We start from the raw sequence: 15,363 nt of genomic DNA on the forward strand, positions 1-15,363 counted from the left end.
AGGAGCACGGCTATGGCCGAGTTACCCCGGTTGCGTACCTCGCTGCGCCCGTTCCAGCAGCAGGCGGTCGACAACTGCGTCACCGAGTTCCTCCTCGGTGCGCCCCGCTGCCGTGTCGACTCCCCGTGCGGCAGCGGCAAGACCTTCATCGCCCTCAACGTCGTGCACCACATGGCGCCCACGGGCACCTCCGTGAACGTCGTGCCCACGCTGGAACTGCTCGAGCAGACCGCGCGCGAGTGGCACAAAGAAGGCCGCCCCGGCCGCTACCTCGCCCTCAGCGGAGATCCGGACCTGCCCAAGGACCCGGCCCTGCGCGGCGTCCTGACCGCCGTCACCACCCCTGCCGCACTCGCCGCGGAGATCTCCCAGGCCGACGGCCCGGTCAGCGTCTTCGCGACCTACCACTCGCTGGGAAAGATCGCCGAAGCCCACCGGCTGTTCCACATGCCGCCCTGGGACGTGCTCGTCTGCGACGAGGCCCACCGCACGGCCGGCAACCTCGCCAAACCCTGGGCGCTGCTGCTGAACAGCCAGCAGATCTTCGCCCACCACCGGCTCTTCGTCACCGCCACCCCCCGCAACTTCGAGTCCAAGACTGGCCAGGACCTCCCGGTCGACATCGAAGTCGCATCGATGGACGATCTGAACCTCTACGGCCCGGTCGTCTTCCGCCTCTCCCTGGCCGACGCCATCGACCAGGGGCTGCTGGCCGACTACCGCATCGTCGCCATCGAGGTGGAAGACGCTGACCTGCGCGCCATCCTCAACCGCAACCCGATGCTCGCCGCCGACTCCGAAGGCCTGCGCATGGCGGCCGCCGAGGTCGCCCTGCTGCGCGCCATGCACGACTACGACCTACGCCGCGTCCTGGTTTTCTCCCCTCGGATCAAGGCCGCCGAGGTCTTCGCGGAGACCCTCCCCGAGACGGCTGCCCTGATGCCCAAGCGGATGCAGGGCCCGCTCCAGGTCGGCACCGTCAACTGCGAGCAGAGCCGCTACGAGCGGCTCACCCAGGTCAGCGCCTTCAAAGAAGCCTCCCTGACCTCCAGCGACAAAAAGCCGATGCGGGCCGTCCTGACCAACTGCATGATCTTCGCCGAAGGCGTCGATGTCCCCGCCATCGACTCCGTCCTGTTCACCAGCGCCAAGACCAGCACGTACCAGATCGTCCAGGCCGTCGGCCGGGCCCTGCGCCCGGTGCCCGGCCAGAACAAAGTCGCTCACATCATCATTCCCGTCTACAAGGCCCCCGGCCAGGACCTCGCCGACGCCGCGAAAGGCACCCGCTTCTACCTGCTGCAACAGGTCCTGTCCGCCCTCAAGCTCTACGACGAGCATGTCTTCCACCGCGTCCACTACCTGCGCCACCCCAAGCCCACCGACCCCCTGCACCCGGTGGCGCGCCCCGAACGCGCCGACGAACTCATCCCCCTGCTCAGTCTGTACGCCGAAGACCCCCACAACTGCATCTGGGAACTCGGCCTCGAAAGCGCACGGCGCTACCGCGAACAACACGGCCACCTGAAGGTCCCCAGCAGCTACTGCGGCCCCGACCGCTTCTACCTCGGCTGGTGGCTGGGCAACCAGCGCTCCCTGCGCATGAACCACAGCCTCAAGCCCGAACGCATCGAAGCGCTCGACGCGCTGGGCATGATCTGGGAACACCCCCGCACCAGCATCGAGCACCGTCTGGACATCGCCCGCGGCTACCACGCCCAGCACGGCCACCTCTCGCCCGTCCCGGGGGAACGCTTCCGGGGCATGGACTTCGGCCGCTGGATCAACACATGCCGCACCAAGGCCCGCCGGGGGCAACTGCCCTACTGCTACCAGCGGGCCCTCACCGAGATCAACCCCTGGTGGAACGCCGACTGGGACAAGCACGGCCACTGGCGGCGCATCTACGCACGCGCTCTCGCAGCCGCCCGCCGCGGCGAACTGGCATTTCCCGACCTTGCCCCCGACAGCGACGACCGACCGCTGGAGCAGTGGCTCGACAAGCAACTCCAAGTCCTGCCCACCCTGAGCTCCGCTCAGCACAACCTCCTCGGAGCCCTGCCGCTCCACCACCCGCTCGCCCTGCTGCTGCGCCCGCCCCGCAGCCAGAGCGAACGCGCCTTCGCCCACGGCTTGCGCCACGCCCACACCTACTGGCGCGCCCATCAGCACCTCAACGTCCCCTATGACCATGTCGTCTGGGACCGCGGCAGCTCCTTCCGCCTCGGGGAATGGCTCTCCGACAAACGCCTGCGGCCCTACCGTCTGACCCGCGAACAGCTCGACGCTCTCGAAGCACTCGATATGCGATGGACACGAACGCTGGCATAAACCAGTCAACTCTCTGGCAAACCGGGCGCCCGCCGGGGGAGCGGTAACGCATGGGGGACCACACCCGCTTCATCCGCGTCGATCATGCACAGCACCGTGAATGATCCCGAGGTAGTGGGCGGACCACGCACCGTGGCAGGTGTCGCACACGGTCTTGCGCCAGCCTCCCGGCTCGTCCTTGCGGTACGGACGCCGCCGGGTGCACCGCAGAACTCGCAGGTACGTACCGACCCGCCTCTGCCGCAGCCACCACGCCACGCAGCGCGGAACGGTCGGCCCCCTCAGCCTCCACCTGAACCCGCAGCACGCCGAGCTTCTCCTTGAGGCCGGTGGGCACATGACCGGGGGCAAGCGTGCACAACTGCTGGTGCAGGCGGGTCAGGACCTCTTGCCAGCCCGGAAGGAGAACGCCGCGCGAGCTGTCGCGGCCACCCTCTACGTTAGCGAGCGCACCGCCCACCGCCGGCTTCGGCAGGCCCCGGAACTGGGACTGGGGCCGGCGGACCCGCCGATGGCGGCCGCTGCCACAGGTAAGGAGCCCGCGGCCGCAGCGGAACCGCCGGTCCTGCCGCCGATGCTGTGGCGATGATCGCGGCTTCAGCGTGGTCCGAAAGGCCGGCGGCGGCGACCGTGCCGCGCCCGCGACGGGCGGCGTGCCGGTCATGACAGGAGAGCTTCGCCCGCCACTGGCCAAGGCGATCAAACCTCGCCGAGAACTGCTCAGGCTTCGTCGAGAGGAGCACGGAGTGTCCGGACGCCGGTGCGCCGTCCCCCAACTCCACATACTCGATGTGTGTTTGACGTGCGATCCGATGTGCGCTCCATGTAGGGTTGGGGCTGGAGGTGACTCTCGTGTCCGACGAGCAGAACGGGCTCTTCGCATCGGTCGATGCCCTGCTGGAACAGGCGGCGGCACCGGATGCCCTGCCGGTCCCCGCCGAACGCAAACGGCTGCGCGAGGCCGCGGGCCTGAGCCAGGACCAGGTCGCGAAGGCGCTGGATGTGCGACGCGAGACGGTGACCGGCTGGGAGGCGGGACGCACCGAGCCACGCCCTCCCGCGCGGGCCGCCTACATCCGTCTTCTCGACGGCCTCGCTGCCCGCTTCCCCGCCCCCGAGTCGCCCTCCGACTCGGCGCTAGGACCTCGTACCGGCCCATCCGTCAGCTCGCAGCCGCATGCGCCCACATCGCCCGTCCTGCCCGCGGCAAGCCCGGCGGCCCCGGTCCGGGCGGTGAGCGCGCGCCCGCCGGTGGCCAGGAAGACAGCGGCCGCGCCTGTCGCGGACGCGCGCTTCGCCCACGGGCCGCTCGCCGTCGTGGACGGCGACAGCGCGGCCTACTGCGCGGACGGCCTGGTGCTCGACTGTCCGCTCGCCGACCTTCCGGCACTGGTCAACTGGGCGCTGGGCGAGGCGAAGCTGGGTGCTGCCCGCCTGCACCGCTCGGGCAAGGACGCCGACCCGCTGATCGTGCTGACCGCCTCCGCCGTCCAACGCCTGGGCCTGCCGGCCGTGCTGGAGGACCGGCGCGGCCTGCGCCTGCCCGACGACCACCCGGCGCTGAAACAACTCGCCGCAGCACAGTGGAAGTTGACGAAGCGGGGCTTCGGCCCGTGGGCGCGGGTCTATCGCACGGCCGACGGTGCACGCCGCCAGTGCGTGCAGTTCGCCGTCGTGCCCTGGGGCGCGCTCGACACCCGCTCCTGGGGCACGGCATACCAGCTGGAGCCGGCCGAACTCGCCCGCTTGCTGTCCAGCTACGCCACCCGCGTGCTCACTCCGTGCGGCTCCACCGCCGTCACCGGTCTGGAGCTGATGACCGCGCTGCGCCCGCCCACCCGCGCGGTGAAGGACCCCGCCACCGGCAAGTGGGTGTCCGGTCCGATGCCCGGCTCGCTGAGTGAACCGGTGGAGTGCGCCCCGCCCGAGGCCCCCGACGGCCATCCGGCCGTCGCCGCCCTGTATCCCCGCTTCCACCAGCGCACCCCCGACCAGGTGCTGGACGAAGAGGCCTACCAGTGGGCGAGGCCGCTGACGGACGAGGAATGCATGAAGCCCTACGTCGTCGGCATCGACGTCAACATGGCCTTCGCCGCGGCCGCCAACCGGCTGACCGTCGGCCTGTCCGCCCCCGTCCACGTCCACCGCCCGGTCTTCGACGCGAGACTGCCCGGCTCCTGGCTGGTCGACCTCTCCCACATCCGCCTCGACGAGCGACTGCCCAGCCCGTTCACCCCCCACGGCGAGCCGCCCCAGGGCCCGGCCTGGTACGCCACCCCGACCGTCGCCTACGCCGTCGAGCTCGGCTACTCCGTCGCCCCCCTCGAGGCCTACCTGCGCTACGAACACGGCCCCTACCTGGACGCCTGGTACACCCGGCTACGGGACGCCTACGTCGCCACGATGGCCGACCTCGGCGTCACCCCGGACATGCCCGAAGAGCAGTTCCTGGCCGCGATGGCCGACTACCAGCAGACCGATCCCGTCCTTGCCGCGGTGCTCAGCGCCGTCAAGGCCACCGTCAAGGGCGGTATCGGCAAACTGCGCGAGCGGGCCCGCAGCGGCGGCTGGCGGCCGGGCGAGCCCTGGTCCGCCCTCGCCCGCCCAACCTGGCGCCCCGACATCCGCGCCGCCGTCATCGCCAGCGCCCGCACCAACATGCACCGCAAGATGCTCAAGCTCGCCACCCACGTCGGCCTGTACCCGGTCGCGATCCTCTCCGACTGTGCCGTCTACGCCTCCGATGGCCCCAGCCCCCTCGACTTCCTGCCCTACCAGGACGGCAAGCCGCTGCCCGGAGGCTTCCGGCTCGGCGTCTCACCCGGGATGGTCAAGCACGAGGGCACCCAGAGCGTGCTGTGGGCCGAGGGCCTGCTCGAGGAATACGGCCCGGATGTGAACATCGCCCGGCACATCAAGACCGGCATCGTCTCCGGCCAGGACGAAGGGGAGTAGGCACTGATGGGCATCCTCGCCGACAGCCTCGACAAGGCCGACGCCGCGCACTTCACCCGCCCCCTGCCGAAGTCGGCCCAGAAGCAGATGCAGTACCTGGTCAAGCAGACCAAGGGCACCCAGGCCGCAGCCGACCTGCTCGGCGTCACCCAGCGCACCGTCGAGCGCTACCTCACCGGACAGTTCAAGCAGCCCCGCCGCGACCTCGCGGAACGGCTCGCCGACGAGGTCCGCAAACGGTGGCAGCCCCGGGTGCGCGAGAGGGCAAAAAAGCAGGCCGCCACGACCGGCGGCATCGTCATCGACACCCGGGCACGCTTCGGGTTCACCGCAGCCCCAGGCACCACCGACGACCCGCGGCTGCGGCCCATCACTCAAGGCCTGCCGCCCGCCTACGCCGCACGGCTCTTCGACGCTCACGCCGCCGGAGCCGCCGAGCAACAGCTCCAGGAAATCGTGGCCGAAGGACTCCAGGAGATCTACTTCAAGGACCGTGGACGGCGCGCACACGGCCTGCTGGTGGACTTCACCGACATCGACTACCTCGACGTCGACTACTGAACGGGGCGGTGCTCCTTCCGCGCGCTCCGGCATCTTGAGTCAAAGCGCGATGGTTGTCACATAGGCAGGCTTGTTGTCACCTTCGAGGTTGGGCGCCGGAGTCGGGGGTGTCGGCCGGCTCCATGGTGGTGGGTCGGCGTCCGCCGCAGCAGGCCACCACTGCTGTCGCCGTGGAGTTCAGGAAGATCGTGAACCAGGATGATCTGTCCACCGCGTCGATGGATCCGGTACGAAGCGGCTCTTCCCCGGCTCGCCGAAGGATGTCGATACTGTCGGCCAGGCCATCGATCGTGTGGCCACGCTTCAAGGAGTGGTGCATTCGCCCCCGGAAGACGCCCGCGTGCCGGTTGGCCGGGACCAGGCCGTCCCAGACGACGAAGTCAGCCCCGGCGATCAAAGCGTCGCGTGCAGGCCCGCATGCCGGAGTCTGTTCGCGGAGCATGGCGATGAGGTCGTCGCGAGTCACACTGCGCGCCGGCGACTGGAAGACCAGTGATCGGCTATGTGAGACAACTCCAGCGCCTCTCTGGTGACAGTCCGACTGCTTCAACCTGGTTCCTTCGCAGGCTATCCGGTGCCGTCGGTGACAACCACCGAGCCTCGGCACACATCTGCGCCTGAGTGCTCGAGCAACTGGGCGTGATAGACGGCCGGTACGCCCCGCTACCGGTTCAGGCGAGTTCCTCCCCGTACCGGGCGAGCAGCGCGCGGAGTGCGTTGGCCCTGGCGTCGTCGCGCCCCTGGAGACGGTTTTTCTGGTTGCGCTTCCACCGGGCGAGCGTCCTCTCCTGCTCGCTGCCGAGGGGCAGGCTCGGCCGCAGCTGGCCGTGTGCTGTGCCGAAGTCCGTGAGCTGCCGGAACATCGCCTCCCACTGATCGCCCCGCTGGTCCCATGTCCATCCCGCCAGCGCCTCCAGATCGACCTTCTGCGAGTCCAAGAGCCTGCCACGGTTGGTGCGCCAGGAATTCAGCCAGATCCCGATGAGGTGGCCGTTCCACTCTTCGCGTTGCTTGATGGATGCGACGGACCGACCGGTGGTGGTGACGAACTGCTGCATCAGCTGAACCTTCGCCGTATGGCTGTCACCGAAGGGGGCCCAGGACCAGCCGGGTATCTCCTCCAGGGCCTTGAGCTGGTCGTCCGGCAGGTCGCGGCCGTGCGCGACCAGGTCTTCGCGTCGGCTGCGGAGGTTATTCGCCCACACGGTGGCCTCGCGGCCCGGCATCGCCTTCTCGCGCTCGTCCGGATCCGTGGCCTCGGCACGCCGAAGGTAGGCACGGTACCGGGACCAGAAGCCGGCTTCGTGCGCGGTGCCGCTGGACCAGGTGGGGATGGCGGCCAGCCGCTCGACCCGATCCGGCCGCAGGCGTCCCTGGCGCTGCAACCCCCTCTGCTTGCGGCTCCATCTGCCCAGACTCCGGCCGTCGACAGCCACATCATCGGTGGGGTAGCAGTTGCCGGCATCGGCGGCATAGGCCACCAGGGCCTCGAACATGGAGTCCCAGGCATCGTTGTGCGCCGTGTACTCGATCTTCAGCGCCTGCTCGCCGATACGTTCGCGGATCCATTCACGCGCCGTCGCGGCACCTTGCGGAGCGGCAAGGGCCCGGTAGCGCTCGGCTGCACCAGCATCGACCAGGCCGAGCTGCGCCAGGTGGTCCAGGACGTCGGCCGCGGCCTCCTCGGGCTCGGCGACGAAGCCGACCACGACGTCATAGGCGCTGTCGAGGAGGCTGAGGGGGTCCTCACGGATACGCACCACGGTCCAGCCGGCGGAGCGCAGCCGCTGGGACTTCATGCTGTCCTTGCGCCGTGAGTCGGCGGTCCCGTGGAAGTAGGAGCCGTCGAACTCCAGGACGAGACGCAGGCTGTCGGCCTCGATGACCATGTCGACATGCTCGACGCGGGTGGTACGTATGGCGCCACGGCTGGGGTCGATGGGAAGGACAGTGCTGAGTTCCGCCTTCAGGCGCAGCTCCTGCGCGGACGTTTTGACCAGGCGGCAGTCCGGGCAGCCAGTGCCATAGCGCTTGCGGAAGCCTCCCGTACGGTTGCCCACGACGGCTTCCCACCCGTCGTGATCGTCAGGGAAGTCCGGGCAGCGCCACCAGACCTTCCGGCTGGCTCCTACCGTGAGTTCATCCGCCGTGATTCCCGACTTCTCGGCGTCCAGCGTTGCGGCCAAGTCCGGCTTCACCGTCGACAACCGGTTCTGGTCCGTGATCTGCACGCTGGCCAACGCCCTTTGCCCCTCCGCACGAGCGGTCTCTTTGCGGGCCGCACCACGGCCACCATAGGTGCTGCCCCTGACGAGGGGCGGCGCGATCTTCCTGGCCTCTGCCCGGAGCCGGCCTCAACACCGCGGTGCCTGGTGGCGGCGGGGCCGTACTGCAGGGCGGGCTCGTGCACGGGGCTGGGGCAGTTGCCAAAGCACCTCGTCGTTCTCCCGGTTGTGGTGCCAGGCTCCCAGTGTGCGGGTGGTCACCAGCCGGTCGAGAAGCTCTCCGGTCTGCTGCGGGTTGTGCCCGCACAGGCGGGCGAGGACGTCCATATCGGCGCTGTGTTCGGCATCGACGGACATGTGTGCGGCCAGCACCAGAGCGGTCAGCCGCAGGGCGGGCGGCGCGGCCGGCAAGGCCAACGGGGCGGGGCGCAGCGCCCAGTGGGCGGCGCGGCAGCGGGCACGGCGACCGGGCGCCTGGTCCAGGACCGCGGCATCGAGCAGCCGCACCTGCACGGGTACCGACCTGACGGCCGGCGGCTCCAGCCAGCCGGCGTGGGCCAGCTCCTGCCACAGCTCCCGGTGCCCGCCCAGGCGCATGCCGCGCAGCAGACCCGTCGGCAGCCGGACATGGCCGCGGCTGTTGGTGCGAAGGGCGCACTGCAGGCCCAGCAGCCGGGCGGCGGGGGAGGTGAACCGGGGCAGCGCGGCGCCGAGGTAGGTGAGCATCTCCCGCACCCGCAGCCGCTGGTCGGACTCCACCCGGAGCCCGACCAGCGGCTGCGGCGGCGCGCAGGCAGAGGGAAGCGGCCGGGGAGAGTTGACCAGCGTGTCCGGCACCACGGCGGTATGGCTGGTCGCCGCCGCGCAGGCCGCGCAGGTGTCGGCCAGTCGCCAGGTGCGGCCGCTGCGGTCGCGGGTGAGGGCCAGTAGCACCGGACCGCCGCACCCCCGGCGACGCGGATGCCACAAACAGCCCTGCACCCGGCACTGGCAGCTACGCAGATACGCCGGCAGTGCGTCGGCGCGGGCATGGCAGGCCAGATGTGCCAGGGCGGCGGACCGCGCGGAGGAGGCCGTAAGGGGAGAGGTGTGGGCGGTGCAGGAGGGGCAGACGAGGGTGGGGCCGCCCGCCCGCGGACGCAGCTCCACTGTCCAGATGCGCCGCACTGCGGCATGCGCGCCACCGAGCCTCATGGGCTGGTCGTCCTCCTGTCCGTTCGCGCCGTGGCGGGGGCTCACCGTGACAGGCCCCCGAGACGGACGCACCGTAGTGCAGTTTCCCGCACTGCGAAGCTCGCCTTCACCCGCTCCGCCCGGCGAAAGTGCAGAAACCCGCACTGACGGGGCAGGGGTCTGCACCGTCGGATGGTGGGGTGACGATCTTGCCGCCCGCCCCCGACCTCACTGCGCTGCGCGTTGTGCTCGCGCGCCTGCGGGCCGAGCGCGGCTGGACCTTCGACGAACTCGCCGACCACAGCGGTCTGGCCCGGCGCACCCTCATCGACCTCGAACACGGCCGCACCACCGGCAGTGTTACCACCTGGCACGCCCTCGCCCACACCTTCGATGTGCCCATCGAGCACTTCCTGGGCGCCCTGTGCGAGCACCACACTCCGCCCGGCACAGCCCGTTCCTGAACCCTCACTTCGCCCCGGCGTGCACCACGTCATGAATCACCCGATCAGGCATCAGGCATAGAACAAGCATCCGCAATGACGCTCATGTGTGCGGGATTGTTGGGCTGGCCGTGGGAAATCCCTCCGACACGTTGCTCGCGCCTGCGTGTCGCCTGGCACGGTCCCTGCCATGTGCCCCACTCCCGCCCCTGCCGGCCGACACTGGGACGGCAGCCCCCGCGTCACCCACCGCCCCCGCCCCCTGCGGGTGACCGCCACCAGCCCCAGCCGCCTGCTGCGCGCAGGCCAACACGGCCGCTGCCGCCACTGCGGCAACCGCATCGACCTCTACCCGCGCACCGACCAGCGGCCCATCGCCCTGCACCCCACCGAACTGACCGCCGCCCACGTCCCCGAATCCTGCCGCTGGCACCTGAGCGGCGGCATCGCCCACCCGCACGGCGACGGCAGCGCCTGGTGCCGCATCCCGCACGCCGTGCTCTGCCCGCGCCGCACCCCCACCTGCCGACCCAGCCCCTGCCTCGAGGCGCTCCGCCGCCAACTCGCCGTCCGTACCCGCCGCCTGACCGACACCGGCGCCTTCACCCCTGCCCTGCCCTCAAGCGGCGGCGCACCGGCCGCCGACGCCGACGGACCTGACCACCCCGTCGTGCAGATGCTGCTGTGCCGCTACCTTGCCGAGCGCCCCGTCGAGGGCCTGCGCTGCGTGGCCCAGACCCGCCACCGTCACCACTGCGCCAACCCGGTCCTTGCCACCACCAGCCCGGCCGGGACCTGGAGACTGCTGCCCACCGGCCCCCAGCGAGGTCAACTCGCCCTGCCCGACACCCTGATGGCCGTCTACGACCTGGGCCACCTCCCCTACAGCGAGCAACTGCGCTGGCGCGCGCAGCACTGCCCCGCACATGCCGCCGCCCCCGGCGTCGCCGACCTCGCCCTGGCCGGATGGCAGCCCTTCGACGCCCTCCTGCACGCGGCGCACATCCACACCCGCCTGCCCCAACCCCCGGCCCGCCGACACGGCAGGGGATGACGATGCCGCATCACGCCCTGGAAATCGTGCTCACCCGCCCCCTGTGCCCGGCAGCCCTGCTCCGCGCCGCCCGCGTGCTGCCGCTCGCCGCCAACCACGACGCCACCCGTCTGATGGCCCTCGTATCTGCCAAGACCCCCCACCGGGCCGCCCGCCGGCTGCGCCACCGGCTCGGCGCACGGCTGCCGATCGACGTGATCACCACGCACTACCCGGACGCAGACCACAAGGTGCTGCTCAATGTCGTCTTCCCGCCCGCCGCGCACGCTGTCCTCACAGCCGATGCCCGCCGCGCGCAGCAGACCCCGGAGCGGTACGTGGAACTGGCCCTGCACCGGGCCCTGGCCGAGCACGCCGACCAGGAGATCGACCGCCTCGACCACGCGGTGGGCCAGATGCTGGCCCATACCACCCCCGCCTACCTGCTGTCCGCCGTCGGGCACGCGCTCACCCGGCTCCCCGAGAGGCCCACGCCATGAAACCGACCGACGAACAGACGGCAGCAGCCGACGCCTTCCACGCCGGCGACCACCTCGCCCTGCAGGCAGGCGCCGGCACCGGGAAGACCACCACCCTCGCCCTCCTCGCCCGCACCACCACCCGCCGCGGCCGCTACCTCGCCTTCAACCGGGCCATCGCCCAGGACGCACGAACCCGCTTCCCGAACACCGTCCAGTGCAAGACCGCGCACGCCCTTGCCTACGCGGCCATCGGCCACCGCTACACCCGCCGCCTGAACGCACCCCGCCGCCCGGCCTGGCAGACCGGCCAGGCCCTCGGCGTCACCAAGGCCATCCGCATCGCAGAGCGCGACATCTCCCAAAGAGCCCTCTGCCACACCCTGCTGCGCACCGTGGCCCGCTTCTGTCACACCGCCGATGAGGCCATCACCCGCCACCACGTGCCCCGCCTGCGCGGCCTGGAGAACAACGATCTCCACACCCAACTCGCCGCCCACATCGTGCCCTTCGCCCGCAAAGCCTGGAGCGACCTGCACAACCCCGACGACGGCGCGGTCCGCTTCGACCACGACCACTACCTGAAAATGTGGGCCCTCACCCAGCCCAGGATCGACGCCGACTTCCTGCTGCTGGACGAGGCCCAGGACACCAACCCCGTCGTCGAACACATCTTCCTCAGCCACCGCGACCACGCCCAGCTCGTCATGGTCGGCGACTCCGCCCAGGCCATCTACCACTGGCGCGGCGCCAAGGACATCATGACCGGCTTCGACGGCACCCAGCTCACCCTCTCCCAGTCCTTCCGCTTCGGCCCCCACCTCGCCGAGGAAGCCAACCGCTGGCTGCACCTGGCCGACGCCCCCCTCCGCCTGACCGGCACCGAGACCGTACCCACCGAACTCGGCCCCCTCACCCGGCCCGACGCGGTGCTGTGCCGCACCAACGTCGGCGCCATGTCCCACGTCATGGGCCTGATGACCGCCGGATGCCGGGTGGCGCTGGCCGGGGGAGGAGACAGCCTGCGCGCCCTGGCACTCGCCGCCCGCGACCTGAAAGAAGGCCGCCGCACCACCCACCCCGAACTTCTCCTGTTCCCCTCCTGGGGCGAACTGCAGGACTACGCCGCCCACGACCCGGCCGGCCGCGACCTGCAGCCCCTGGTCGACCTCGTCGACACGCACGGCACCGACGCCATCCTCACCGCCGTCGCTCAACTCGCCCCCGAGCAGCACGCCCAGGTGACCGTCTCGACCGCCCACAAGGCTAAAGGCCGCGAATGGCCCGGCGTGAAGATCGCGGACGACTTCACCCCGCCTCAGGACCCCGACCAGCACGACGACGCGGGCCAGGCCGTACCCGCACCCATCGACGACGGAGAGGCCCGCCTCGCCTACGTCGCCGTCACCCGCACCCGCACCCGCCTCGACCTCGGAGGCCTGTCCTGGATCCACGAACACCCACATGGGACGCCCTGACGTGTCCCCGGCGCTGTTCACCTGCTGGGGTGGGTCGCCCAGCACGCGGTGGCATCCTGGGCGGTCAGAGCTACCACGGGTGTGGCACCCGATTCCGGCAGGACCGGGGCCAACGCCGGCGGTTGTACCGGGCCCCCGCGACGTCGTGGGCCCGTGGACAAGCAGCCTCACCCGGCCAGGTCGCGTCCGATGATCTCCTTCATGATCTCGGTGGTGCCGCCGTAGATCGTCTGGATCCTTGTGTCGACGAAGGCACGGGCGACCGGGTATTCGGTCATATAGCCGTAGCCGCCGTGCAGTTGCAGGCATCGGTCGATGACGCGCTTTTGCAGTTCGCTGACGAACCACTTGCCCTTGGCGGCGTCCACGGCGGTCAGCTCCCCCGCGTTGTAGGCGCGCACCGAGCGGTCGACATAGGCCTCCGCGATGTCGAGCTCGGTGGCCATCTCGGCGAGTTCGAAGCGGATGTGCTGCAAGTCGCCGATGGGCTTGCCGAATGCCCGTCGGTCGAAGCAGTAGTCGCGGGTGAGGTCGAATATCGCCCGGCTGGTGGCGATGGCTGTGGCGGTCACGCCGAGCCGCTCCCTGGGCAGGTGGCTCATGAGCTGCGGCAGCCCCTCTCCGGGGGAGCCGAGCAGGTTGGCGGCAGGCACGCGCACCTCTTCGAAGTACAGCTCGGCGGTGTCCTGGCCGGGCAGGCCGATCTTGTCCAGCTTCCGGCCGCGGGTGAAGCCCGGCATGTCCCGCTCAACCACCATGAGGCTGAAACCGCGCGACCCGGCGTCGGGGTCCGTGCGCGCGGCGACGATCACCAGGTCGGCCATGATTCCGCTGGAGATGAAGGTCTTCTGGCCGTTCAGGATCCAGTCGTCGCCATCGGGACGGGCCGAGGTGCGGATGCCCCGCAGGTCGCTGCCGGTGCCCGGTTCGGTCATCGCGAGCGCGCCGATGGTTTCACCGCGGGCGAAGCCGGGCAGCCAGCGCCGCTTCTGTTCGTCCGTGGTCAGGTCCAGCAGATAGTGCAGTACCAGGTCGTCCTGCAGGGCGACGGTGAGGCCGAAGGACAGCGTGTGGACGCGGGCGATCTCCTCGCAGACGACCATGCGGTAGCGGTAGTCCGACTCGCCGGCGCCGCCGTATTCCTCGCCGATCTGCAGGCCGTAGATTCCCGATGGGCCGATGGCCCAGCTGGCCGGGCACGACATCGGATACATCGCCCTGACCGGTGCCCTGCACGCGATCGGCAGCTCCGGCGGACCGCCGCAGATTCCGCTCAATCTGCTCGGCGACTTCGGCGGCGGCGGAACCTACCTCGTCATAGGCGTCCTCGCGGCGCTGCGTGAAGCCGACCGCACCGGCAGGGGACAGGTCGTCGACGCCGCCATTGTGGACGGCACCGCCCATCTGCTGGCCGGGACCCACATGATGCTGGCGACCGGGACGTGGCAGGACGAGCGGGGCGTCAACCTCGTGGACGGCGGAGCGCCGTTCTATGCGGTGTACGAGACCTCCGACGGCCGCCACATGGCGGTCGGCGCACTGGAGCCGAAGTTCTATGCCGAACTGCTCGTCGTCCTCGGCCTCGACGAGGACCCGGCAGCTCAGCACGACCGCACCCGGTGGCCGCTGCTGCGCGAGCGCATCGCCGGGGCGTTCACCGGCCGCACCCAGAGCGAGTGGGCACAGGCGTTCTCGGCGTCGGACGCCTGCGTGGCACCGGTGATGAGCCTGCGCGAAGCCGCCGGCCACCCGCACCTCAAGGCCCGCGGCACGGTCGTGGAGCACGACGGCGTCCTGCAGCCCGCTCCCGCACCACGCTTCTCCGGCTCGCCCACCACCCTCGGATCACCCCCGCCGGTGCCCGGCCTGCACACCGCCGACGTGCTCAAGGCGTGGGGCGTCGGCGATGCCGAAGCGCTGCTGACGTCGGGGGCCGCCGTACAGACAGCCGCGGTCTAGGCGCCGCGGACCGCTCGGGAGGGCGTGGCGGCCGTACGCCGCGTCCGGCCCTTCGTTGTCGGCTGCGCGGCGCCCTGTTCCTGCACGGCCGCAACCCCCAGCCCATGACGTACGAGTGACTGCGCGGTGCGGACGACGACGTCCAGCGAGCCCTGGCGGGGGTTCCACCATTCGGCGGCCCAGTTCAGGGCGCCCAGGACGAGCATGCGGGAGACCCGGGGTTCGAGGTCGGCGCGCAGTTCGCCCGCCTTCTGGGCGTCCTGGATGAGGGTGCGCCACACGTCCCCGTACTGGGCCTCCTCGGCGAGCTGCCGAGTGCGGATGTCCTCGGGGAGTTGGCCCGCGTTCCTGATCGCGGCGGTGGCGAAGTCCGAGATCGCCAGCTGAAAGCGCAGGTGTTCCTCGACGGCCGTGTCGATGCGGTCCATGGGGCCGGCGTCTGCCGGAAGCGCGTCGAGCGCCTCCACGAGGTGCTCCCGCATCCGGGCCACGCCGACCCACATGACCTCTTCGATCAGCACTTCCCTGGACGAGAAGTAGTAGTAGATGGCCGGAGCCTGGATCTGGGCCTGCTCGGCCACATCGCTCAGCCGGGTCCCCGCGTACCCTTTGCGGCTGAGGACGTGGGCCGCAGCGTCCAGGATGCGCTCTCGCGTGCGTGCCGCCTTGGAGTCATTGGGCTCAGCAGGCGGCTTGCTCGCGGTTTTTTTAGGCATGAATCAATTA

At 70.5% G+C, this 15,363-nt stretch carries 13 protein-coding genes; 8 read left to right on the forward strand and 5 right to left on the reverse strand.

Features of this window, described 5'->3' with window-relative positions; all coding sequences use genetic code 11:
• The first annotated feature begins 12 nt into the window (after positions 1-12).
• The 3 genes from ADL01_RS23550 (at position 13) to tpg (ending at position 5,847) form a co-directional block, all read left to right on the forward strand.
• Positions 13-2,331: a DEAD/DEAH box helicase gene (locus tag ADL01_RS23550; protein WP_053744011.1), complete on the forward strand. Its 2,319-nt coding sequence runs from the start codon at positions 13-15 to the stop codon at positions 2,329-2,331.
• Between the two features lie 852 nt (positions 2,332-3,183).
• Complete coding sequence (gene tap / locus ADL01_RS23560; protein ID WP_053744013.1) at positions 3,184-5,286, forward strand: telomere-associated protein Tap; 2,103 nt, start codon at positions 3,184-3,186, stop codon at positions 5,284-5,286.
• A gap of 6 nt (positions 5,287-5,292) precedes the next feature.
• The gene (gene tpg / locus ADL01_RS23565) at positions 5,293-5,847 is read left to right on the forward strand and encodes a telomere-protecting terminal protein Tpg (RefSeq protein WP_053744014.1); all 555 of its coding nucleotides are present in this window, start codon (positions 5,293-5,295) and stop codon (positions 5,845-5,847) included.
• A gap of 76 nt (positions 5,848-5,923) precedes the next feature.
• Here the strand turns inward: tpg and ADL01_RS23570 are convergent, their stop codons facing one another.
• From ADL01_RS23570 to ADL01_RS23580, 3 genes are all read right to left on the reverse strand, one after another.
• Positions 5,924-6,313, reverse strand: a complete 390-nt coding sequence (locus tag ADL01_RS23570) for a hypothetical protein (protein WP_053744015.1) — start codon at positions 6,311-6,313, stop codon at positions 5,924-5,926.
• A 205-nt stretch (positions 6,314-6,518) separates the two neighbouring features.
• A complete protein-coding gene (locus ADL01_RS23575) occupies positions 6,519-8,078 on the reverse strand; it encodes a Helicase associated domain protein (protein ID WP_229878024.1) in 1,560 nt (519 codons plus the stop codon).
• Between the two features lie 123 nt (positions 8,079-8,201).
• On the reverse strand, positions 8,202-9,266 hold the full coding sequence (locus tag ADL01_RS23580; protein ID WP_053744017.1) for a hypothetical protein: 1,065 nt from the start codon (positions 9,264-9,266) through the stop codon (positions 8,202-8,204).
• Between the two features lie 179 nt (positions 9,267-9,445).
• Between ADL01_RS23580 and ADL01_RS23585 the strand changes: the two genes are divergently transcribed.
• The 4 genes from ADL01_RS23585 (at position 9,446) to ADL01_RS23600 (ending at position 12,678) form a co-directional block, all read left to right on the forward strand.
• Positions 9,446-9,709, forward strand: coding sequence for a helix-turn-helix transcriptional regulator (locus tag ADL01_RS23585; RefSeq protein WP_053744018.1), 264 nt, complete (start codon positions 9,446-9,448; stop codon positions 9,707-9,709).
• Positions 9,710-9,878: 169 nt separating this feature from the next.
• Positions 9,879-10,742 carry a DUF6083 domain-containing protein gene (locus tag ADL01_RS23590; protein ID WP_053744019.1) on the forward strand — a complete coding sequence of 288 codons (864 nt, stop codon included), beginning with the start codon at positions 9,879-9,881 and terminating at the stop codon, positions 10,740-10,742.
• Positions 10,739-11,221, forward strand: coding sequence for a hypothetical protein (locus ADL01_RS23595; RefSeq protein WP_053744020.1), 483 nt, complete (start codon positions 10,739-10,741; stop codon positions 11,219-11,221). Before ADL01_RS23590 ends, ADL01_RS23595 begins: the two co-directional genes overlap by 4 nt.
• Positions 11,218-12,678 (forward strand): UvrD-helicase domain-containing protein, encoded by a 1,461-nt coding sequence (locus tag ADL01_RS23600; RefSeq protein WP_053744021.1) that lies wholly within the window; start codon positions 11,218-11,220, stop codon positions 12,676-12,678. The genes ADL01_RS23595 and ADL01_RS23600 overlap by 4 nt, the downstream gene beginning before the upstream one ends.
• A gap of 167 nt (positions 12,679-12,845) precedes the next feature.
• Here the strand turns inward: ADL01_RS23600 and ADL01_RS23605 are convergent, their stop codons facing one another.
• Positions 12,846-13,883: an acyl-CoA dehydrogenase family protein gene (locus tag ADL01_RS23605; RefSeq protein ID WP_229878017.1), complete on the reverse strand. Its 1,038-nt coding sequence runs from the start codon at positions 13,881-13,883 to the stop codon at positions 12,846-12,848.
• Here ADL01_RS23605 and ADL01_RS23610 point away from each other — a divergent pair.
• On the forward strand, positions 13,858-14,637 hold the full coding sequence (locus tag ADL01_RS23610) for a CoA transferase (protein WP_107090975.1): 780 nt from the start codon (positions 13,858-13,860) through the stop codon (positions 14,635-14,637). The genes ADL01_RS23605 and ADL01_RS23610 overlap by 26 nt on opposite strands.
• On the opposite strand, the gene ADL01_RS23615 is transcribed toward ADL01_RS23610, so the two are convergent.
• Positions 14,634-15,353, reverse strand: a complete 720-nt coding sequence (locus ADL01_RS23615; protein WP_078960715.1) for a TetR/AcrR family transcriptional regulator — start codon at positions 15,351-15,353, stop codon at positions 14,634-14,636. The two genes, ADL01_RS23610 and ADL01_RS23615, sit on opposite strands and share 4 nt — an antisense overlap.
• Positions 15,354-15,363 lie beyond the last annotated feature (10 nt).

The organism is Streptomyces sp. NRRL WC-3618, from assembly GCF_001280005.1.
GTDB lineage: Bacteria > Actinomycetota > Actinomycetes > Streptomycetales > Streptomycetaceae > Streptomyces.